The organism is Novosphingobium sp. Fuku2-ISO-50, from assembly GCF_001519055.1.
GTDB lineage: Bacteria > Pseudomonadota > Alphaproteobacteria > Sphingomonadales > Sphingomonadaceae > Novosphingobium.
This window is the reverse complement of the sequence record NZ_KQ954292.1, coordinates 25,086-44,611: the sequence shown is the minus strand read 5'-3', so window position 1 is coordinate 44,611 and position 19,526 is coordinate 25,086. Positions and strand designations below refer to the sequence as shown.

Below are 19,526 nucleotides of genomic sequence, written 5' to 3'. Positions count from 1 at the left end.
ATTCATCGCTTACGGTTAATGCGCGGTTCCATGCGATACGAACCAGCAGCAAGCTTTGTGGGGGAATTGGCCGCGATGGGCAAGGAAGCCGACGTCCCTCAAAATGATCCGCCTCAAGATCTGGCAATCGAGGCGCGCGGTCTGGTCAAGCGATTCGACGGCACAATTGCAGTCGATGGCGTCGATATTTCGGTGCCGCGCGGGGCGATCTATGGCGTGCTCGGGCCCAATGGTGCGGGCAAGACCACGACCTTGCGCATGTTGCTCGGCATTATCGATCCCGATGCGGGCTATCGCCGTGTGTTGGGCACCGAAAACCCGACCGAAGTCGCGCGCCGCATCGGCTATCTGCCCGAAGAGCGCGGGCTCTATCCTTCGATGAAGGCCTATGAAGCGATCGCGTTTCTGGCCGCGCTGCGCGGGGTGCCGCTGGCCGAGGGGCGCCGCCGTGCGCGCCGGATGCTCGACGAATACGGGCTGGGCCATGCCGCCGACCGCCAGATCAGGCAATTGTCCAAGGGCATGGCGCAGCAAGTGCAATTGATCGGCACGCTGATCCACGAACCCGATCTGGTCGTGCTCGACGAACCGTTTTCCGGGCTCGACGCGATCAACCAGGGGCGGCTCGAACAGTTGATCCGGGGGCTGGCCGCGCGCGGGGCGACAGTCCTGTTTTCGACTCATGTCATCGCCCATGCCGAACGCATGTGCGATCAGGTCGCGATCATCGCCGGGGGCAAAGTGCCGTTTGCCGGGCCGGTCGATGTCGCGCGCGACCGCTTGCGCCCGCAAGTCCGGCTTGAAACGCGTGTGCGTGACGGGATCTGGCGCGCCGCGCTGCCCACCGATGCGCGCTGCGATGTCAAGGCGAGCGGCAGCGCGTTCTGGTATTTCACTTTGCCCGAAACCGGGGTCGAGCCTTTGCTGCGCGCGCTGATCGAAGGCGATGCGGGGATTCTCAGCCTGTCGATCGAACGCGCCGGGCTTCACGATGCGTTCGTGGCCATTGCCGGCGAGGCGGCGGCGCGTGCGCTCGAAGAACACCGCGAAGAAGCTGAAATTCTGGCCAAAAAGGGGCGCCGCTGATGTTTGCAGAACGCATGCGGGCCGTATGGGTGATTGCGCGCCGCGATTTCGTGGCGGTGGTCTTTTCCAAGGCTTTCATCTTTTTCCTGCTCGGGCCGCTGTTCCCGATCATCATCGGCTTTTTCGCAGGCGCGATCGGCGCCAGCGTGCAGCATGATCTCGATCGCGCGGTGATCGGCGTGGCCATGCCCGCGCGCGACGGCGACAAGCTGATCATGGCGCGCGATGCCATGGCCGATCACATGACCGGCGGTGTGCCCGACATGGTGGTGATCGACCGACTGCGCCCCGGCGAGCATTTCGATGCGCGCGCGATCTTGAAAAAGCGCCAATTGGCAGCGGTGGTGACGGGCACGCTCGACGCCCCGGTGCTGACCGCGACGCAAGGGCGGATCGACGACTGGCGCGGCATGGTCGCGCTGTTCGCCGCGCGCGCGCGGTCGAGCGAAGCGATCGCCTATCCCGATGTCCGTGCCGATGTCGTCATCACCAGCGCCGCGCACGAACACAACGGGCAAGTGGTGACCGCACAGGCCGGGCAATTGCTGCTGTTCTTGTTGACGATGCTGCTGGCGGGCATGGTGCTGTCCAATCTGGTTGAGGAAAAGGCCAACAAGATCATCGAGATTCTCGCCGCCTCGATCCCGATGGATGCCTTGTTCATGGGCAAGCTGTTTGCCATGCTGGCGGTCAGCATGGTCGGAGTCGCGGTCTGGGGCACCGGCTACGGCATGATGGTCCTGGCCGGGGCGCGCTCGATCCCGCTGCTGGCAACGCCCGCCGTCGGCTGGCCGCTGTTCCTCGCGCTCGGGTTCCTCTATTTTGCGATGGCCTATCTGCTGCTCGGGTCGATGTTCCTGGCGATCGGCGGCATGGCCAACACCGTGCGCGAAGTGCAGACGCTGTCGATGCCGGCGACGATGATGCAGCTGATCGTGTTTTTCCTCGCGAGCTTTGCGCTGGCGCGGCCGGGCACCTGGATCGAGACGCTGTCCGAAGTGTTTCCGGTCAGCTCTCCTTATGCCATGCTGGCCCATGCCGCCGAACATCCCGCGATCATGCCGCATGTCATCGCGCTCGCCTGGCAGGGGCTGTGGGTGGTGATCATGGTGCGCGGCGGGGCCATGCTGTTTCGGCGCACGGTGATGAAATCGGGTCCGGGGCGCGTCCGCAAACGGGCTGCGAACCGGGCGGGGAATCGGGCGGGGCAACCGGCCTGATTCGGTTATTGACATCAATGTAGGTTATCGGAATACTCCGGTCAAAGAGGGGGCGCGGATGACCCCCTTGTGGAGGATTCCAGATGGCCACCCAGCTCGCACCCGAAGCCGGTTTTACCTATCGTCGCTCGCCCACCGCCAACGAGGCGTTCGAGCAATGGCTCAAGTCCAATCCCCAGGCGAAGCCGGCGCATAGCCATCCCTGGGACGTCAGCCGGTCGTCGATCTATGTCAACGACACCTGGGGCCCGATCTTTGCCGAAATGCGGGCAAAGGCGCCGATCAACAAAGTCACCGGCACGCCTTATGGCGATTACTGGAATGTCACCACGCACAAGGCGGTGCTCCATGTCGAATCGCTGCCCGACGTGTTTTCCTCGTCATGGGAACATGGCGGCATCACCATCGGCGATCCGCCGGAAGGCGAAGATCCGGCTATCCTTGCCGAGCGGCAGTTGCCGATGTTCATCGCCATGGACCGGCCCGAACACACCGGCCAGCGCCGCACCGTGGCCCCTGCTTTCACTCCGGCGGAAATCGTGCGGATGGAAGGCGAGATCCGTCAGCGCACGGCCCAGGTGCTCGATGCCCTGCCGATCGGGGAACAGTTCGACTGGGTCGACCGGGTGTCGATCGAGCTGACCACCGGGATGCTGGCGATCCTGTTCGGCTTTCCCTGGGCAGACCGTCGCCTGCTGACATTCTGGTCCGATTGGGCGGGCGATGTCGAGCTGACGCTGGCGCGCGAACTGGCCGATGACCGCTTTGCCATCCTGCAGGAAATGGCGCACTATTTCGGTCGCCTGTGGATGGAGCGGACCGGCAAGGCACCGACGCCCGATCTCATTTCGATGATGATCAATTCCCCGGCGATGAATCACATGAGCCCGCAGGAATTCATGGGCAATCTCGTGCTGTTGATCGTCGGCGGCAACGACACCACGCGCAACACGATGTCGGGCATCATCCATGCGCTGCACACGTTCCCCGATCAGCGCGAAATCCTTGAAAACGAGCCTTCGCTGATCCCCAATGCGGTGCAGGAATGCATCCGCTTCGTCACCCCGCTGGCGCATATGCGGCGCACGGCGACCGCCGATGTCGACTTGCTGGGCCATCAGATCAGCGCCGGCGACAAAGTCGTCATGTGGTATCTTTCGGCCAATCGCGACGAGACGATCTTCGACCAGCCCGACAAGCTGATCGTGACGCGCGACAATGCGCGTCGGCACTTGTCGTTCGGGCATGGCATCCATCGCTGCGTCGGGGCGCGTCTGGCCGAGTTGCAACTGCGCGTTCTGCTTGAGGAAATGCAGGCGCGACGGCTGCGTGCCCATGTCACGGGCGGGGTCGAACGCGTGCGCGCCAACTTCGTCCATGGCTTCCGTCGCATGGAAGTCACGCTCGACCGCTATTGACGCAGGGCAGGGGGCATCCGGTCATCCGGCGTTCATCGGCGGGGCCCCATTCGGGCCTTGTCCCGCCGGTGGATGGCTTGCCCCCCCGACCCTGATCCCCTGCGGGACACCCCCCCTGAATCAACAAGATAGCATCAACAAGATAGCTAGGCGTGCGCGCGATTGTGTGGCAGGCGCCGCCGCGTGCGCCGTCTTGCCGTCATCCTGCTCGCGCTTGTCGCGATCCCGCTGGTATGCTGGCGCGATGCACATCCGCCGCCACCGCCGGGGCCGCGTATCTGGATTCGCGATCTTTTGCCCGGGCTATCCGTGCCGAGGCGCTATGGCCCGTTTGTCTTGGCGGGCGTGTGGCAGATCGGCGGGGATCGCGCGGCGATCGGCAACTATTCGGCGCTGGGTGTGCTGTCGGACGGGACTCTTGCCGGGCTCAGCGACCGGGGCACGCTGCTGACCTTTTCACGTCCGGACCGACCGGGGCCATGGTTTGCGCACAGTGCGCAGCCGCTGTCGCTGAACGACAGCTTTGGGCAAGCGCACAGCGACGGCGAGGCGATGGTGATTCTCCCCCCGCACGACGACGTGTTGCTGATTTACGAAGGCACGCCCGACCTCTTGCGCTTTACCCGCGATCTTCGCCATTTCCAGCGGATCACCGTGCCCGCGCTGTCTGCCTGGCCTGAAAACCAGGGGCCCGAGGCGAGCATGCGGCTGGCCGACGGGCGCATGGTCATGCTGGAGGAAGGCTATGATCCCTGGTGGGACGGGCGCGGCCACGAAGGGCTGGTGTTTCCCGGCCTGCCACGCACTGGGCAAGACCCCGCGCGGTTTCACCTGATCCTGCCGCAAGGCTGGCGCCCGACCGAATTGACGCAGGCGCCCGATGGCACGCTGCTGCTGCTGGAACGCAAATTTACCCTGACCGGATTTCGCACCGCGATCGCCGCCATCGATCCGGCGGCGATTCGCCCCGGCGCGACGGTGCGCCCGACCGAACTGGCGCGAATCGAAGACCCGCGCATTCGCGACAATTACGAGGGCATGACCATGACGCGCGAAGCCGACGGCGGGCTGGCGCTATGGATCATTTCCGACAGCAATGCGATGGTCTGGTTCCAGCGCACGCTGCTGCTCAAGCTTCGCATCATTGGGCCCGTCTAAACCGGGCACATCTAACACGAAAAGCCCCGCCGGGGCGGGGCTCATCATGATGTCTTGCGGCGCCCGTGGGCGCCGACAAGCCAAGTCAGGCGGCGACGGCCACCTTCTTCAGCTCACGCTTCACTTTGAGCGCGCGCGTGCTGAGCGATTCGTCGCTGGTCTTCAGCAGCCAGTTGTCGAGGCCGCCGTTGTGTTCGACCGAACGCAGGCCGTGGGTCGACACGCGGAACTTGAAGCTGCGGTCGAGCTTTTCCGACAGCAGCGTGACGTTCTGCAGATTGGGCAGGAACACACGCTTGGTCTTGTTGTTGGCGTGGCTCACATTGTGACCGACTTGGCGGCCCTTACCGGTCAGTTCGCAGATGCGCGACATGGCTTAAAACTCGCTTGTTTTCGTATGAAGCAATTCGGAAAGCGCGGCTCTTATCTATTCGGCGGGCGAAGTCAAGGATTCGCAACCACCGTATGCCCGTGCTAGCGGATCGGCATGACCAATCGCTGGCCCCTGCCCGAACCGATGGCCCGCGCGCTGGCCGAAGCGAAAGCTGCGACCGACAAGGGCGCTGTGCCGATTGGCGCGGTCGTGGTCAAGCACGGTGTGGTGATCGCAGCGGCGCACAACGGCCCGCGCGATTGTCACGATCCGACCGCGCATGCCGAAATCCTGGCGATTCGCGCGGCGGCACAGGCCTTGGCGCAGGACCGGCTCGACGGCTGCGACTTGTGGGTCACGCTCGAACCATGCGCGATGTGTGCGGGCGCGATCATCCATGCGCGGATTGCGCGGGTCTATTACGCCGCGCCCGATCCCAAGGGCGGCGCGGTCGAACATGGCGCGCGCCTGTTCGATCAGCCGACCGCGCTGCACCGGCCCGAAGTCTATGCCGGATTGGGCGAGGCCGAATCGGCAGAGATGCTGCGCAGCTTTTTCCGCGAGCGGCGTTGAATTGGGCGGCACCGGCCCGCTCCCCCACCCGACATCCCAACGATAGTACCCTGTGGGAGGTCGGGTGGGGGAGCGGGCCGGTGCCGCGACCTCACCGCGCAGGAGGAGTGATTCGCAGCATCGCGCTGTCGGGCGTACCGCGCACTTCGCAGGGCGCCGGGTGCATCGTGCGGTCGTGGCACAAGTGCACTTCCTGCAGCGACAGGCCTTCGCCGACCATCAGGCCGATCGATTCGCGGGGATAGCGCGGGTTGGCGGCGGCAAAGGCGGCGCGCAAGTCGCCTGCGGTCAGATGGGGGCGCCGTGCCAGCGCGGCCATGTCGGGAAAGCGAAGCGCATGAAACATCGCCGAGCCTTGCGCGAAATAGGCCTGGGGGCTGGCGGCCATGCAGGTGCCGTGCTTGGCCCATTCGTGCGCGATCAGCGCGGGCGAGGGGGTGGTGCAGAGCATCTGCCGCGCGACGTCGGCGGGAACTTGAGTCGTGACCGGCGGTTTGGCCGGGCACCATTGCGGCCAGGTGGCATTGTCGCTGTCGGGCCACAGGCCATGGAGCACAAAGCCGAACCGCGCGACCCTGCCCTTGCATTCAAGGTCATTGCCGGGATGGACGTCGCAGAAATCGGGCGCCCAGGTCAGCGCGAGCACGTAATGCGTGATCGGCAGCAGGCGGGTGGGGCCATCAGGGGCGGCCACAGGCGGCGCGGCGACTGTTTCGGGCGTGCGGCATGCCAAAGGCTGCGCCAGCGCCGGATGGGCCGCAATCAGCGCGACAAGCGCGAGCGCGCCGCGAAGGCTCATAGCGGGGTGAAATCCAGCCCGATGTCGGCGGCAGGCGCGCTTTGCGTCAGGCGTCCGACCGAGATGAAATCGACTCCGGTCGCGGCGATCGCGGCGATCGTGTCAAGCCGCACCCCGCCCGAGGCTTCGCACGGCACACGGCCCGCCACCAGCGCCAGCGCCTCGCGCAGCATCGGCGGCGCCATGTTGTCGAGCAGCAGACGCGTGGCGCCTGCGGCCAGCGCAGGCGCGATCTGGTCGATCCGGTCGACTTCGCAGATCACGTCGCGCACGCCCGCGCCCAGCGCGCGGCGCACCGCTTCGGCCACGCCGCCGGCCACGGCGACATGGTTGTCCTTGATCATCGCGGCATCCCACAGGCCCATGCGGTGATTGTGCCCGCCGCCGGTGCGCACCGCGTATTTTTCGAGCACGCGCAGTCCGGGAATGGTCTTGCGCGTATCGAGCAGGCGCGCGCGGGTGTCGCCCATGGCATCGACATACGTCCGCGTCAGCGTGGCAATCCCGGTCAGATGCTGCACGGTATTGAGCGCGCTGCGTTCGGCAGTGAGCAGCGCGCGCGCCGATCCCTCGATCCGCATCAGCGCGGTGCCGGCGGCGACTTGCGCGCCCTCGCTGACGATGAGGTCGATCTTGACGGTGGGGTCGAGCGCTCGAAAGAACGCCGCCGCGATCGGCAATCCGCACACGCTGACTGCATCGCGACTGTCCATCACCCCGGCAAAGCGCGCCTCGGCGGGGATCACGCTTTCGCTGGTGACATCATGTCCGCCGCCGGGCAGGCCCTGGCCCAGATCCTCGGCCAGAGTGCGCGTGACAAAGTCGTCAAGGTCGAATCCGGGCAAGGCAAAGCCGCGAAGCAGAGTGGTTGTCATGCCCGATGTCATAGCCGCTCACACGCTGCCGCGCCACTGTCAGGACATCGACCGATGGTGTGTTGCGCATGAATTTACACCGTTGCCATACCCCGGTCGTCACCCCGGACCTGTTGGGTCGGACGGCCCCGACGGCATCGCGATGTGCCAGGATGAGTCGTTGCAACTCAGACGAGGGGACCGTCCAGCCCAACAGGTCCGGGGTGACGGAAAAGGTGGGCCGGCGCGCATGGGGGCGGGCTGCGTGGTGAGCCCGGTCCCCGTGCCTTAGTGGACGAAGCGGGCGACCACGTCGCGGTACGAGCGGCTGACTTTCACTTCGGCGCCCGATTGCAGGACGAGGAAGCATTCGCCGTTGGTATGCGGGCGGACCTGGCGCACCTGGTCGAGATTGACGATCTTTGAGCGGTGCACGCGCTGGAACACGCGCGGATCGAGCCGCCGTTCGAGATCCTTCATCGTTTCGCGCAGGATCAGCGAATTGTCGCCGGTATAGATGCACATATAGTCGCCCGCAGCCTCGATCCGCTCGATCGAATCGACATCGACGCGAAAGATCTGGCCGCGATCCTTGATGTTGATCAGCTTTTCAAAGCGGCCCGCGACCGGCTCGGCATCGTCTTCCATCTCGGCGACGGCATCGGGCGCGACTTCGGCCAGCACGTGCTTGAGCTTTTCGACTTCTTCGAGCCCGCGCTTTTCGGCAAGCCGGGTGCGCGCGCGGTCGAGCGCATCGGCAAGGCGGTCTTCGTCGACCGGCTTGAGCAGATAATCGACCGCATTGGCTTCGAACGCCTTCAGCGCGTGTTCGGAATAGGCCGTGACGAACACGAACAGCGGCGGGTCGATTTCCATCACCCCTTTGACCACGCTGAATCCGTCGAATCCGGGCATCTGGATGTCGAGAAAGACGAGGTCGGGCTTTTCGGTCTTGATCTTGCGGATCGCCTCGCGCCCGTTGGAGCAGGTGTCGATGATTTCGACATCGGGAAAGGCGGCAAGGCGCAGTTGCAGGCCCTGAATGGCCAGTTTCTCGTCGTCGACAAGGATCGTGCGAATGGTCATGGCGTTTCCCTGGACTGGTATGAGCCGATCACCCTGCCACCGCGGGGTTTAGCGCAGGCTGAACGGATCGGGGCGGCCGGGGGGCGGCCTCGCGGACTTCAAAGGGCAATTCGATCGTGACGATGACGCCGCCGTCGGCCCCGCTGACGATGTCAAAGCGCTGGTTGTCGCCATAGGCCTGCACCAGCCGGTCGCGGATATTGGCGAGCCCGACGCCGGTCGATTGCGTGCCATGGCCCCGGCCCCGATCATGACCCCGATCATGACCCATGTCGTGATTGGCGCCAAACAGCTCTGCCGGATCGATGCCCGGCGGCAGGCCCGGCCCGGTATCGGATATCACAATACGCAGCACCGATCCGATCTGGTGGGCGTTGATCGTGATCTCCGCGCCTTCTTCCATCGGGCTGACCGCATACTTGATCGCGTTTTCGACCAGCGGTTGCAGCAGCAGCGAGGGCATCAGCGCGTCGCGCGCCGCGTCGTCGATCTGAAACTGCGTGCGCAGCCGTTCCTCGAACCGCATCAGCTCGATCCCGAGATAGAGTTTCAGCGTTTCGACTTCCTGCGCCACGGTGACACGCGCGGTCGGCTCGTTGATCAGCGTATAGCGCAGAAACGAGGACAGCCGCGACAGCATGGCATTGGCCGGCTCGGTCTGTTTGAGCAGCACCAGCGTCGAGATCGAATTCAACGTGTTGAACAGGAAATGCGGATTGAGCTGATAGCGCAGCATGGCGAGCTGCGCGCTGGTCGCCTGATTTTCAAGCTGGAGCAGCTGATGGTTCTGCTCTTCGACCTGGATATAGAAATTGATCGCGTAATAGAGCGCCGACCATGCCCCGAGCAGAGTCAGATCGAGGTAGAACACGCCGAGGAACAATTGGGCAAAGCTTGAATCGGCGCTGGTCCGATAGAGGCTGACCACCCAGGAATCGATGAAGGCATAAAGCCCCACCGCGATGGCCAGCACGACCGCCGTCACCCCCCAGGTGACGATCGCGCGGCGGTTGATCAATGCGCGATAGATCACCGACAGGATCAGCGAGATCGAAAACCCGGTGATCGTCGCGATGATCACGATGATCAGGAATGACCACGGCACCGCGTTGGCCAGGCTCGACATCGCGCGCAGCAACAGTGCCCCGCCCCAGCCAAGGAACTGCAGGCGCCAGAACGCGCGGTTCTTGTTGCCGAAAAACGGCGTGGGAGGCAGCGGCAACATCGCCATGGTGTCGAGCTTAGCCTGTCATGCGCCCGCGCGCCATGGGGCGATGGCGCGAGAGCGGAGCGGTTGGCGCATCAATAGCCCTCGGCCAGGCCCATCGGCAGGCGCGGATCGATCGCACCGAACAGATGCGCGGGCGGGATTTCGACGCCTTCGTCATCGACGGGCGGCGGCGTTGCCCCGGCAATGCGCGGAGATCCGGCGACGATTGCGGCGATGTGGTTGCCATGGCGGTGCTCGACCATTTTCTGCCCGCGCGCGGCCAGGATCGCCAGCGTGTCGGGCGACAGGCCATAGCGTTCGTAATAGGTCTGGTCGGGCAGCCATTGCTGATGGATGCGCGGTGCCTCGATCGCTTCGGTCAGGGTCATGCCGTAATCGATCATGTTCAGCATGACCTGCAACACGCCGGTCGGGATGCGGCTGCCGCCCGGCGTGCCGATGACGAGCGCGAGCTGGCCGTCCTTGGTCACGATCGTCGGGGTCATCGAGGACAGCGGGCGCTTGCCGGGGGCAATCGCGTTGTTGGGCCCTTCGACGAGCCCGTACATGTTGGTCGCGCCGGGCTTGGCCGAGAAATCGTCCATTTCATCGTTCATCAGGATGCCGGTGCCGGGCGCGGTGACATGCGCGCCAAACCAGTCGTTGAGCGTATAGGTCACCGAAACCGCGTTGCCGGCGGAATCGACGATCGAATAATGCGTGGTGTTGTTGCCCTCGGGACTGGCCGTCACCCCGCCGAGCGAGAGCGAGGGCGTCGCCTTGTCCATCGCGATCCCGGCGCGCAATGTCGCGGCATAGGTCGGCGAAATCAGCCGCGCGGTATCCAGTTTCACGAAATCGGGATCGCCGAGCAGCAGGTTGCGGTCGTGATAGGCGCGGCGCAGCGCCTCGATCAGGACGTGCGTCGCATCGGCGGAATGGAATCCCATCCGGGTCATCGGATAGCCGGACAGGATCGCCGTCGTTTCGCAAATCACCACCCCGCCCGAACTGGGCGGCGGGGCGGAAATGATGTGATAGCCGCGATAATCGCATTCGAGCGGCTTCATGGCGCGGACGGTGTAGCGAGCGAAGTCCGCCTTTGTGAAAATCCCGCCGTTCCTGCGGCTGGCGTCGATCATCGCCGTGCCGATCGGCCCTTTGTAAAAGGCCTCGGCACCGTGGTCGGCAATCGCCTTGAGCGAGTGGGCGAGGTCGGTCTGGACCAGCCGGTCGCCGGCATGCCAGGGTGCCCCGGAATTGAGGAAAATCGCGGCTGTGGCCGGATCCTTGCGCAATTCGCCCGCCGCTTCGGCCAGCATTTCGGCATCGCCCCGGTCAAGCACGAAGCCATCGCCGGCGAGGCGAATCGCCGGGGCCATGAGGTCTGCGCGCGGCTGGCTGCCCCAGTGTTCGCGCGCATATTCCATCCCCGCGACCGTGCCCGGAATACCAGCGGCGAGCCAACCGCGCGCCGATTTGCCGGGGATGACGTTGCCCTGTTTGTCGAGATACATGTCGGCGCGGGCGGCACCGGGCGCAGTTTCGCGAAAATCGAGGAAATGCGTGCTGCCGTCGGCCAGCCGGACAGTCATGAAACCGCCGCCGCCCAGATTGCCCGCCTCGGGAAACGTGACGGCTAGCGCATAGCCCACTGCCACGGCGGCATCGATCGCATTGCCGCCATGGCGCAAGACGTCGAGCCCGGCCTCGGTGGCCAGCCGATGTGCGGTGACCACCATGCCGTGATCGGCGGCAACGGGTACAGGTGAGGCGGCCAGCGCCATTTGCGCGGGTTGCGCGAGGACGAGCGCGCCCGCTGCGGCCATCTGCAACCAATTGCCCAATGCGCCCATCCTGTCGTGACCCCCTGCTTTGCCAGATTACGGCACAGGACTAGCAGGCGCGGGCGGATGGACAAGAGGGGGCGTTTGAAAGTCAGCCGTCGAGCGACTTGTCGGCAGCATCGGCGAGGCCTTTTGTCCAATAGCCCGATGCCTTGAGCCATTCGCGCGGATGACCGAGCGTGCCCTGCACATGGGCGCGCAAGGCCTTGGCCACGCCGGTTTCGGCGGCAATCCACACGAAGCCTTCGCCTGCGGGCAAAGCCAGCGCCTTGAGCGCGCCGAGCAGCGCGGCGGCCCCGTCGGCGGCATCTTCGGCGCCGTTGCGATGAACCCAATGGCCGCTCCAGGCCGCACGCGTGGCAAAGACCTGTTCGTCTGCCGCGCCATTGACGAGGCCAAGCGTGATGACCGGGGCGCCTGCGCGCAGTTCCTCGACGCGGCGGCCGATCGCGGGCAGAGCGCTTTCATCGCCGATCAGGAGATACCAGTCGAAATCGTCGGGTACGACCGTCGATCCGCGCGGGCCGCCGATGGCGAGCCGGTCGCCCACTTGCGCGGCGGCGGCCCATTGCGTTGCCGGGCCGGTGTCGTGCAGCGCGAAATCGATGGTCAGCGTGCCGGCCCCGGTGTCGAAGCGGCGCGGGGTGAAATCGCGCATCACGCTTTGGCCGCCTGCATCCTCGAAAAACAGCTTGATATGATCATCGGGCGAGGCGCTGACGAAATCGTGCAGTTCAGGCGAGGTAAAGCCGATCCGGCGCATGCGCGTGCCAAGCGCTTCGATCGTTGCGACGGTCAGCGTGCGGCGGCGCGTGTCGTGGCGCAGGCGGGCGATCTGGTGGCGGCTGATCGGGTTGTGGGGCATGGGCGGGGGCGTTCCTTGCTCGATGGTCATTGGACCTGCGGTTGCGGGCTCGATAAGACCAAGCCGGCGGCGCAGTATGGAGAGGCGGTTCACGGAGAAGCAGATCCTGACGATTGGCGTCAATGCATCTAAGATATATCTGCGAGTGCGAATTGCAAGATGAAAAGATATATCGTTTGTTGGCGCGTCATCGCATCCGGCCCGCGAAAGCCGCCATCGGGCCCGTCCTGATCCTTTGGCCCCGATCCTGTGGCGCAAGGGCCAAGGAACAGAAAAAACTGACAAAATGGTCATGTTTGGGGGCTTGTGTTATACTATAACATCACATAAACCGCCGCTAACGTTCTCCCAAGCCCTTCGGATATAAAGACAGTCGCATGATCATGTTTTCAGGACGCCTCTTGGCCGGGACCGCGCTGGCTGCGCTGCTGCTCGGTGCGACACCCGCCTTTGCCGCCGATCCTGCGCCGGCTGCGGATCCGGGGCAGGCCGATGCCGCCGCTGCGCCCTCGCCGATCGTGGTGACCGCGCGCAGGCTCGATGAGGCGCGCTCGGCAATTCAAAAGAGCCTCGGCGCCGATTCCTACGGCATAACCAATGCCGAAATTCAGGCCTTGCCCGGCGGGGACAACCAGCAGTTCAATCAGATCATGCTGCAATTGCCCGGCGTCGTGCAGGACGGCTTTGGCCAGTTCCATGTTCGCGATGACCATGCCAATCTGCAATATCGCATCAACGGCACGATCCTGCCCGAAGGCCTTGCGGTGTTTGGCCAGACGCTTTCTCCGCGCCTGATCGACCATTTCGACCTGTTGACCGGCGCGTTGCCTGCGCAATACGGCCTGCGCACGGCGGGTGTGATCGACATCCATACCAAGAGCGGCTTTAGCAACGGCGGCGAAGTCTCGCTCTATGGCGGCAGTCATGACACGATCGAGCCGAGCATCGAATATGGCGGCTCGACCGGCAAGACCAACTATTTCGTTTCGGCAGACTATCGCCACGACGCGCTGGGCATCGAAAACGTCAACAGCGCGCGCAGCGCGGTGCATGACGCCACCGACCAGTTTCAGGGCTTTGTCTATCTCGATCGCATCCTGTCCGACAGCGACCGGATCAGCTTTGTCGGCGGCTATTCGAACCAGTGGTTCCAGATTCCCAATCCGGTCGGCCTGACCGCGACATCGGCGATTCCGGTTGCCGGGCAGACCAGCTATGCCTCCGACGCGCTGAACGAGCGGCAATTGGAACGCACCGGCTTCGGGCAGATCTCGTTTCTGCACGACAGCGGGCCGCTGACGCTGCAACTGGGCGGCTTTGCCCGCTATTCGGGGCTGACCTATCGCCCCGATACGGTCGGCGAACTGCTGTTCAACGGGCTCGCGCAACAGGCGTTCAAGAACGACATGGCGCTGGGGCTGCAAGGCGATGCCTCATGGCGGGTGGGCGGCGGCCACACGCTGCGCTTTGGCGGGTTTGTCCAGCATGATCATACCATCAGCGACACGACCACGGCGGTATTTCCGATCGGAGAAGACGGCAATCCCAACGGCGCGGCGCAAACCATCGTCGACAACGGTACGAAAAGCGCCGTCATGTTCAGCGCCTATGTTCAGGACGAATGGCAGCTTTCGAGCAAAGTCACGGTCAATTATGGCGGGCGCTTTGACTATTACGACGCGTACCGTCAGGAAAATCAGTTCAGCCCGCGCGTCAATTTCGTGTGGCAGCCGGGCGCCAGCACCACATTCCACCTCGGCTATGCGCGCTATTTCTCGCCGCCGCCGTTCGAACTGGTGGCCAATACCAGCATCGCGCGGTTTGTCGGCACGACCGGCGCTTCGTCTTCGCTGATCGACACCACGCCGCGCGCCGAGCGGCAGCACTATTTCGATCTTGGCGTGCAGCGCAAGCTGGCGCCGGGGCTGACCGTGGGGCTGGACGGCTATTACCGCCTGTCGCGGCACATGATCGACGAGGGCCAGTTCGGCGCGCCGATCATCCTGACCCCGTTCAACTATGCCTTTGGGCGGGTTCGCGGCATCAATCTCTATGGCAATTTTCAGCGCGGCCCCTGGCTGGTCTATGGCAACTTCGCGGTGGCCAAGGCGCAAGGCCGACAGATCGAATCGAGCGAATTCTCGTTTTCCGCCGATGATCTGGCCTATATCGCCAGCCATTATATCTATGTCGATCACGACCAGACCTACACCGGATCGGCCGGTGCAAGCTATGCCTTCAAGGACGGCGCCCTCAGCGGGCTCAAGCTCGGGTCGAGCATGATCTACGGCTCGGGCCTGCGCGCGGATCTGGCTTTGCCCGATGGCAGCACCGTTCCCAATGGTGCGCGCTTGCCCGCCTATGCCCAGTTCAACCTTGCGGCGAGTTACAAATGGGCCAAGCCGGGGGTCGAGATCCGCTTCGACGTCACCAATCTGTTCGACGCGCGGTATGAAATCCGCGACGGCACCGGGGTCGGTGTCGGCGCGCCGCAATGGGGTCCGCGCCGGGGCTTCTTCTTCGGCATTTCCAAGGACATCTGACGCGCGCTCCGGCGGGCGTGCCCTGCGTCGCCTGATCGGCCAAGATCAGGGCGCGGGGTGGCTCGGGGTCGGATCGGGTGCCCAGGGCGATGTGGCCGGCTTGGTCTGGCCGCTGGGGGCGGTGCCGGCCGCTTCCTGATCGCTCTCTTCGCGCGAGGGCACGGTGCAATAAGCCGTCAGCAGCACGCCTGCGGCCCACAGCAGCGCCTTCCAGCGACTGGCAAAGAGCGTGTTGAGCTTGGGCCCGGGAAACAGCATGGCGGCTATCGTAATCGCCCGTGGTTAAGATTTGGTCTGTCCGCGCATGTGCGCGCGAAGCGGACAAAGAAAAAGCCCGGCGATGAAGCCGGGCTTTTCCCTTTCGCAGCAGTTGCGCGAAGCGTGAGAAATCAGCGCTTCGAGAACTGGAAGCTCTTGCGGGCCTTGGCGCGGCCGTACTTCTTGCGTTCCACGACGCGCGGGTCGCGGGTCAGGAAGCCGGCGGCCTTGACCGCGCTGCGCAGAGCGGGTTCAAACTTCGACAGCGCCTGGGCGATGCCGTGCTTGACCGCGCCGGCCTGGCCCGAAAGCCCGCCGCCCTTGACGGTGCACACGACGTCGTACTGAGCGTCGCGACCGGCAACCTGGAACGGCTGGTTGATCACGAGGCGCAGCGTCGGACGCGCGAAATAGACTTCCTGATCGCGGCCGTTGACGGTGATCTTGCCCGAGCCGGGCTTGATCCACACGCGCGCCACGGCGTCCTTGCGGCGACCGGTGGCATAGGAACGGCCCTGGGCGTCGACTTCGCGTTCGCGCAAGGGCGCGGGCGGAGCCGAGGGAATGACCGGTGCGAAATCTTCGGTTCCGGCAGTGGCTTCGGCGGGAGCCGCAGCGGCCAGATCCTTGAGGTCCGCGAGGCTGGAAACGGTATCGGTGTCAGCCATTATGCACCCACCTTGTTCTTGCGATTGAGCGACGCGACGTCGAGCACTTCGGGCTGATTGCCGGCATGCGGATGGTCCGTGCCGTTATAGAGATGCAGCGCGCGCATCTGCGCACGGCCAAGCGGCCCGCGCGGGATCATGCGTTCGACCGCCTTTTCCACGACGCGTTCGGGGAAACGGCCGCCGAGCAGCTTGCCCGCAGTCAGTTCCTTGATCCCGCCGGCATAGCCGGTGTGCTTGTAATAGATCTTGTTCTTCAGCTTGTTGCCGGTGAACTTGACCTTGTCGGCGTTGATCACGATGACGTGATCGCCGCAATCGACGTGGGGCGTGAAGCTGGGCTTGTGCTTCCCGCGCAGGTGATTGGCGATGATGACCGCAAGCCGACCGACCACCAGGCCGTCGGCATCAATCACATGCCACTTTTTTTCCACCTCGGCCGGTTTAATCGACCGGGTGACCTTGCTGAGCGCCTTCATGGGCTATGGGTTCCCTAGACATTGTTCCGGACGCCTGACCATCAAAGGCCCCGCGTCACGGCGAGTGATGGGGGCCTTTGTTGCATATGGCGCGCAGAGTCAAGGTTTCGGGCGGCTTTGCGGAGAGGTAAAATAATACCTCAACCCATTTCTGCGCTCAGGCAGCGCGCCGCCCGACGGCATGCGCGGCCCAGGTCGTCGCCACCACCAGCAAGGCCCCCGTCGCCTGGTGCAGCACCGCGATCGGCAGCCAGACCCCGCTCCACACGGTCGCGATGCCGAGCAGGACTTGCGTGCCGAAGGCGCTGTGCAGCGCGATCGAGGCCGGGCGATTGCCCGCAGACCGCACGCGCCGCGCCAGCACGACCATGGCGACGACCACCACCCAGGCCCACCAGCGATGGAGGAAATGGACGAGATAGGGATCGTGGCTGGCGGCAAACAGCGCGCCCTTTGTCCAGTCGATCCCTTCGGGCCAGAACCGGCCCTGCATCAAGGGCCAGGCGTCCCAGGCAAACCAGCCAGCGCCCGCGACAACCCCGGCGCGCAAGCCCGCAAGCCAGGCGCCGAGCACAAGTTGGATCACCAGCGCGGCCAGCGTCGCAGCGGCCAGCGGGCGCAGCCGCGCGGGCGCCTGGCCCTGTGCCCTGCCAACTTGTGCCCTGCCAACTTGGGCCCTGCCGACTTGTGCCGTGCCGACCAGATCGAGCGCGGTCCACACCACCCCGGCCAGCGTGGTCAGCGCCACCAGCAAATGCGTGGCGAGGCGGAAATGGCTGACTTTCACATCATGCGAAATGCCCGATTTGACCATCCACCAGCCGATTGCGCCTTGCAGCGCGCCGAGCGCGAGCAGCGCGGCAAGGCGCGGCTTGTACCCGGCGGGAATCGCGCCGCGCACCCAGAACCACACCAGCGGCAGGGCAAACACCATGCCGATGCCGCGCGCCAGCAGGCGATGGACCCATTCCCAGAAAAAGATGAACTTGTACGTCGCCAGCGTCATCCCGGCCGGGCCGTTGATGCGGATGAATTGCGGGGTGGCCCGGTATCGCGCGAATTCGGCCTGCCATGCGGCATCGGTCAGCGGGGGCAGCGTGCCCGAAACGACATTCCATTCGGTGATCGAGACGCCCGATTCGGTCAGCCGGGTAATCCCGCCGACCACCACGATGGCGATGATCAGCGCGGCGACAACCGCCAACCAGCGGGCCACAGCGAGTGGACGCGCGAGTGGACGGGCGAGCGGACGGGCGGTGTCGTTGGCAAGAGGCATGGCGCACGATCTGAAGGCGGATCGCGCCCGGCGCAAGGGCGAACCTCCGGTTACCCCGAAGGGGTCATGACACTTTGCGCAAACCGGCACCTTGCGTAATGATACATTGTTACATATATCGAGGCCATGCACGAGTCCCCCCATTCCACCGCTCCCCGCCATCATGGCCGGCTTGATCGCTTTGGCGTCATCCTGTCCGGCCTGTGCATGGTTCATTGCCTTGCCGGGCTGTTGCTGATCGGCGTGCTGGGGCTTGGCGGAGGCTTGCTGCTCCATCCCGCCGTGCATCGCATCGGGCTGATTCTGGCGGTGTTGATCGGCGCGCTGACGATCGGTGCCAATGCGCTGCGCCATGGCCACCGCCTGCCGCTGGGGCTGGGACTGTGCGGCCTGATGCTTATGGCCGGGGCGGTTCTTTCCGACCATGGCGCGGGCGAGGCGATCCTGACCATCGGCGGCGTTGCGCTCGTCGCCAGCGCGCATATCATCAACTTGCGCCGCGCGCCCTGCTGCTGACGCTCTGCTCGATCGGCGGCGTGTATAGCGGTGCAAAAGGCGGTAGGGCGGCCGCATGACAGAGCTTTCGCCTTTGCCGACCGCCAAGACCGGCACGATCCATGAGGTGTTTGCCGTCGCGCTGGGGCTTGGGCTGACTTCGTTTGGCGGGCCGATTGCGCATATTGGCTATTTCGAACGGGTCTATGTGCGCGAGCGGGCCTGGCTTTCTGCGGAGGAATTTACCGGGCTCGTGGCGCTGTGCCAGATGATTCCGGGCCCGGCGTCGAGCCAGTTGGGCGCGCTGATCGGGCTGCGCCGCGCGGGATGGGGCGGGGCGCTGGCGGCATGGCTGGGTTTCACGCTGCCCTCGGCGCTGCTCATGTTCGGCTTTGCCCTGCTGGCGTCGGCGCTGCACGGGCCGGTCGCGACGGCGGTGCTCCATGGGCTCAAGCTGGTCGCGGTCGCCGTGGTGGCGCAGGCGGTGTGGAGCATGGCGCGCACGCTGTGCCCCGATGCCGCACGGATGGCGATCGCGCTGGGCTGCGCCATGCTGGTTGTGCTGGCGCCGCATGGTCAGCTTGTGGCGCTCGTGATCGGCCTTGTCGGCGGGATCGTGCTGTGCCGGTCGATCGCGGCGCGGGGCGGCGTGCCACGGCTTCCCGTCGGCAGGCTCGGGGGCCTTGGCGCGCTTGGCCTGCTGCTGATCCTGCTGGTCGGTTTGCCGTTGCTGGCGCGTTTGCAGGTACTTGGGCGTTTGCAGGTACTTGGGGAGGGGCATTCGCTGATCGGCATGGCCGCCATTTTCATGCGGGCAGGGGCGCTGGTGTTTGGCGGCGGGCATGTTGTCCTGCCGCTGTTGCGCAATGCGCTGGTGCCGACCGGCTGGTTGCCCGACGATGTCTTTCTGGCCGGCTATGGCGCGGCGCAAGCCATGCCGGGGCCGCTGTTCACGTTTGCCGCCTATCTCGGGGCGGTCATGGTGCCGCATGGCGCCGGTCCGGGTGTCGCGGCGCTATGGTCGGCGGTCGCGCTCGTGGCGCTGTTCACGCCCGGCGCGCTGATCGCCGTGGCGGGCGTTGCGGTGTGGAACTGGGTGGGGCATCACCGGCTGGCGCGCGGGGGATTGGCCGGGATCAATGCGGCGGTGGTCGGCATTCTTGGCGCTGCGCTCTACGACCCGGTCTGGACCGGCGCGGTGACACGCGTCATCGACGCGGCGATCGCGTTGGCGGGCTTCGTCCTGCTGCAACGCTGGCGCGTGCCGCCGATCGCGGTCGTGGGCCTGACTGTGGTCGCCAGCGTGATCGCGCGCTGA

19 protein-coding genes are annotated in these 19,526 nt (G+C 65.0%); 8 read left to right on the top strand and 11 right to left on the bottom strand.

All coding sequences use genetic code 11. The features are described from left to right. The first annotated feature begins 75 nt into the window (after nucleotides 1–75). The 4 genes from AQZ50_RS11605 to AQZ50_RS11590 all read left to right on the top strand — a co-directional run bounded on the left by AQZ50_RS11605 (nucleotide 76) and on the right by AQZ50_RS11590 (nucleotide 4,882). Nucleotides 76–1,086 carry an ABC transporter ATP-binding protein gene (locus tag AQZ50_RS11605; RefSeq protein WP_067746632.1) on the top strand — a complete coding sequence of 337 codons (1,011 nt, stop codon included), beginning with the start codon at nucleotides 76–78 and terminating at the stop codon, nucleotides 1,084–1,086. Beyond that, nucleotides 1,086–2,306 (top strand): ABC transporter permease, encoded by a 1,221-nt coding sequence (locus AQZ50_RS11600; protein WP_067746631.1) that lies wholly within the window; start codon nucleotides 1,086–1,088, stop codon nucleotides 2,304–2,306. The genes AQZ50_RS11605 and AQZ50_RS11600 overlap by 1 nt, the downstream gene beginning before the upstream one ends. 83 nt (nucleotides 2,307–2,389) lie before the next feature. After that, a complete protein-coding gene (locus tag AQZ50_RS11595; RefSeq protein WP_067746630.1) occupies nucleotides 2,390–3,724 on the top strand; it encodes a cytochrome P450 in 1,335 nt (444 codons plus the stop codon). A gap of 183 nt (nucleotides 3,725–3,907) precedes the next feature. After that, nucleotides 3,908–4,882 carry an esterase-like activity of phytase family protein gene (locus AQZ50_RS11590; RefSeq protein ID WP_067746629.1) on the top strand — a complete coding sequence of 325 codons (975 nt, stop codon included), beginning with the start codon at nucleotides 3,908–3,910 and terminating at the stop codon, nucleotides 4,880–4,882. A gap of 85 nt (nucleotides 4,883–4,967) precedes the next feature. Here the strand turns inward: AQZ50_RS11590 and rpmB are convergent, their stop codons facing one another. Next, nucleotides 4,968–5,255 carry a 50S ribosomal protein L28 gene (gene rpmB / locus AQZ50_RS11585; protein ID WP_067746628.1) on the bottom strand — a complete coding sequence of 96 codons (288 nt, stop codon included), beginning with the start codon at nucleotides 5,253–5,255 and terminating at the stop codon, nucleotides 4,968–4,970. A gap of 144 nt (nucleotides 5,256–5,399) precedes the next feature. On the opposite strand from rpmB, the gene AQZ50_RS11580 reads away from it, so the two are divergent. Continuing rightward, nucleotides 5,400–5,828, top strand: coding sequence for a nucleoside deaminase (locus tag AQZ50_RS11580; RefSeq protein ID WP_067746741.1), 429 nt, complete (start codon nucleotides 5,400–5,402; stop codon nucleotides 5,826–5,828). Nucleotides 5,829–5,919: 91 nt separating this feature from the next. Here the strand turns inward: AQZ50_RS11580 and AQZ50_RS11575 are convergent, their stop codons facing one another. From AQZ50_RS11575 to AQZ50_RS11550, 6 genes are all read right to left on the bottom strand, one after another. Beyond that, nucleotides 5,920–6,627 (bottom strand): ribonuclease T2 family protein, encoded by a 708-nt coding sequence (locus AQZ50_RS11575; protein ID WP_067746627.1) that lies wholly within the window; start codon nucleotides 6,625–6,627, stop codon nucleotides 5,920–5,922. Next, a complete protein-coding gene (gene nadC, locus AQZ50_RS11570; protein WP_067746740.1) occupies nucleotides 6,624–7,502 on the bottom strand; it encodes a carboxylating nicotinate-nucleotide diphosphorylase in 879 nt (292 codons plus the stop codon). The genes AQZ50_RS11575 and nadC overlap by 4 nt, the downstream gene beginning before the upstream one ends. Before the next feature lie 267 nt (nucleotides 7,503–7,769). Next, nucleotides 7,770–8,567, bottom strand: a complete 798-nt coding sequence (locus tag AQZ50_RS11565; RefSeq protein ID WP_067746626.1) for a LytR/AlgR family response regulator transcription factor — start codon at nucleotides 8,565–8,567, stop codon at nucleotides 7,770–7,772. A 28-nt stretch (nucleotides 8,568–8,595) separates the two neighbouring features. Continuing rightward, nucleotides 8,596–9,798: a sensor histidine kinase gene (locus AQZ50_RS11560; protein WP_067746625.1), complete on the bottom strand. Its 1,203-nt coding sequence runs from the start codon at nucleotides 9,796–9,798 to the stop codon at nucleotides 8,596–8,598. Between the two features lie 71 nt (nucleotides 9,799–9,869). Beyond that, entirely contained in the window at nucleotides 9,870–11,606 is a 1,737-nt protein-coding gene (gene ggt / locus AQZ50_RS11555; protein ID WP_197412473.1) for a gamma-glutamyltransferase, read from the bottom strand. A gap of 109 nt (nucleotides 11,607–11,715) precedes the next feature. Next, nucleotides 11,716–12,489: a siderophore-interacting protein gene (locus tag AQZ50_RS11550; RefSeq protein WP_231730244.1), complete on the bottom strand. Its 774-nt coding sequence runs from the start codon at nucleotides 12,487–12,489 to the stop codon at nucleotides 11,716–11,718. Between the two features lie 383 nt (nucleotides 12,490–12,872). Between AQZ50_RS11550 and AQZ50_RS11545 the strand changes: the two genes are divergently transcribed. Further along, nucleotides 12,873–15,032: a TonB-dependent receptor gene (locus tag AQZ50_RS11545; protein ID WP_082703612.1), complete on the top strand. Its 2,160-nt coding sequence runs from the start codon at nucleotides 12,873–12,875 to the stop codon at nucleotides 15,030–15,032. A gap of 45 nt (nucleotides 15,033–15,077) precedes the next feature. On the opposite strand, the gene AQZ50_RS11540 is transcribed toward AQZ50_RS11545, so the two are convergent. The 4 genes from AQZ50_RS11540 to AQZ50_RS11525 form a co-directional block, all read right to left on the bottom strand. Then, complete coding sequence (locus AQZ50_RS11540; protein WP_067746622.1) at nucleotides 15,078–15,290, bottom strand: hypothetical protein; 213 nt, start codon at nucleotides 15,288–15,290, stop codon at nucleotides 15,078–15,080. 131 nt (nucleotides 15,291–15,421) lie between these two features. Beyond that, nucleotides 15,422–15,958, bottom strand: a complete 537-nt coding sequence (gene rpsI, locus AQZ50_RS11535) for a 30S ribosomal protein S9 (protein ID WP_067746621.1) — start codon at nucleotides 15,956–15,958, stop codon at nucleotides 15,422–15,424. Further along, nucleotides 15,958–16,437, bottom strand: a complete 480-nt coding sequence (gene rplM / locus AQZ50_RS11530; protein WP_067746620.1) for a 50S ribosomal protein L13 — start codon at nucleotides 16,435–16,437, stop codon at nucleotides 15,958–15,960. The genes rpsI and rplM overlap by 1 nt, the downstream gene beginning before the upstream one ends. Before the next feature lie 157 nt (nucleotides 16,438–16,594). Further along, a complete protein-coding gene (locus AQZ50_RS11525) occupies nucleotides 16,595–17,713 on the bottom strand; it encodes a COX15/CtaA family protein (protein ID WP_067746619.1) in 1,119 nt (372 codons plus the stop codon). A gap of 126 nt (nucleotides 17,714–17,839) precedes the next feature. On the opposite strand from AQZ50_RS11525, the gene AQZ50_RS11520 reads away from it, so the two are divergent. Beyond that, the gene (locus tag AQZ50_RS11520) at nucleotides 17,840–18,229 is read left to right on the top strand and encodes a MerC domain-containing protein (RefSeq protein ID WP_067746618.1); all 390 of its coding nucleotides are present in this window, start codon (nucleotides 17,840–17,842) and stop codon (nucleotides 18,227–18,229) included. A gap of 55 nt (nucleotides 18,230–18,284) precedes the next feature. Further along, the gene (gene chrA / locus AQZ50_RS11515; RefSeq protein WP_067746617.1) at nucleotides 18,285–19,526 is read left to right on the top strand and encodes a chromate efflux transporter; all 1,242 of its coding nucleotides are present in this window, start codon (nucleotides 18,285–18,287) and stop codon (nucleotides 19,524–19,526) included.